Origin of the sequence: Gordoniibacillus kamchatkensis, from assembly GCF_000829455.1 — a bacterium.
In the GTDB taxonomy this organism is placed as follows: Bacteria; Bacillota; Bacilli; order Paenibacillales; family NBRC-103111; genus Gordoniibacillus; species Gordoniibacillus kamchatkensis.
In genome coordinates, this window is record NZ_JXAK01000146.1 from 1 (window position 1) to 1288 (window position 1288).

Below are 1288 nucleotides of genomic sequence, written 5' to 3' on the forward strand. Positions count from 1 at the left end.
TGCAGTTAGAATAAAAAGTGGACACTCCGATAAGGGAATTAGATAATAATCCTACGAAACAAAGGGAGTGTCCACTTATGGGAGAACAGCGTCAACGATTTACACAGGAGTTTAAAGAACAGACCGTCAAGTATATTCAAGAACAGACAAAGTCGGTGGCGGACATCGCCGAGGAGCTCAACATTCCTAAAAAGACGTTACACAATTGGTTGACGAAGTACCGTAAATTTGAGAATGAACCCCTTACCAGCGTAGAAACTCTTCGCCAACAAGAGAAGCGAATCAAAGAGCAAGAGCAGGAACTTGCTGACCTCAAAGAAGAGATCGCCATATTAAAAAAGGCTATGCACATCTTCAGCAAAGAAAGGAACTAAAGTTCCAATTCATCGAAGATCATCGCTCCGAATTTCGAATGGAGAAGATGTGCGAAGCATTAGGAGTATCCCGGAGCGGTTATTACAAGTGGGCCCAGGAGAAAGCTAAAGAGAACAGTTACCAAAAACGTCGCAAGGCGCTGCTGGCGCGTATTGTATGGCTTTTTAAAGACTCTAATAACAGGTATGGCAGCCCTAAAATCACAAGGCTCCTTAGACGTGAAGGTTGGGAGGTATCCGAACGACTAGTCGGAAAAATTATGAATGAGCACGGTCTACGTTCATGTGTCTCTAAGAAGTTCCGTGTTTCCACGACCGACTCGAATCATAAACACCCGATAGCACAAAATGTGCTAAACCAGTGTTTTCGCACATCTGCCCCCAATAAGGTGTGGGTAGCGGACATCACATACGTGCCATGCCGAGAAGGCAAGCTGTACCTTGCAAGTATCTTGGACTTGTTTACGCGTAAGGTCGTCGGCTGGAAGCTCGCTGACCGGATGACGACGGATTTAGTACTTGCGGCGCTGGATCGAGCCTATAAAGCGCAAAAGCCACATAAGGGGCTTATACACCATTCTGATCGAGGTTCGCAGTATGCCTCGGAAGAATACCGAGCAAGATTACAGCAGTACCACATGCAAGCTAGTATGAGCCGAAAGGGCAACTGTTACGACAACGCCTGCATCGAGTCGTTCCACAGCGTACTCAAGAAAGAGTTTATTTACTGCACCAAGTTTCGGACAAAGGCGCAAGCGCAACAAGAGGTATTTGAGTACATCGAACTCTTCTATAACCGCAAACGAATTCATAGTTCTCTCGGTTATCTTTCGCCCGATCGATTCGAGGCTCTTTACTACAAAGGCATTAGCTAAATTCCCTTAATGAGTGTCCACTTTCTTGACAGAGGTCCA

At 45.8% G+C, this 1288-nt stretch carries 2 protein-coding genes; both read left to right on the forward strand.

The features are described 5' to 3' along the window. Nucleotides 1-77 precede the first annotated feature (77 nt). Nucleotides 78-374, forward strand: a complete 297-nt coding sequence (locus SD70_RS37360) for a transposase (RefSeq protein ID WP_041052880.1) — start codon at nt 78-80, stop codon at nt 372-374. Between the two features lie 11 nt (nt 375-385). Then, nucleotides 386-1249 carry an IS3 family transposase gene (locus SD70_RS32530; RefSeq protein WP_231571732.1) on the forward strand — a complete coding sequence of 288 codons (864 nt, stop codon included), beginning with the start codon at nt 386-388 and terminating at the stop codon, nt 1247-1249. Nucleotides 1250-1288 lie beyond the last annotated feature (39 nt).

Excerpts from the sequence above, each read along its gene's own strand:
- SD70_RS37360 (WP_041052880.1), top strand. The coding sequence starts at position 78 with ATGGGAGAACAGCGTCAACGATTTACACAGGAGTTTAAAGAACAGACC.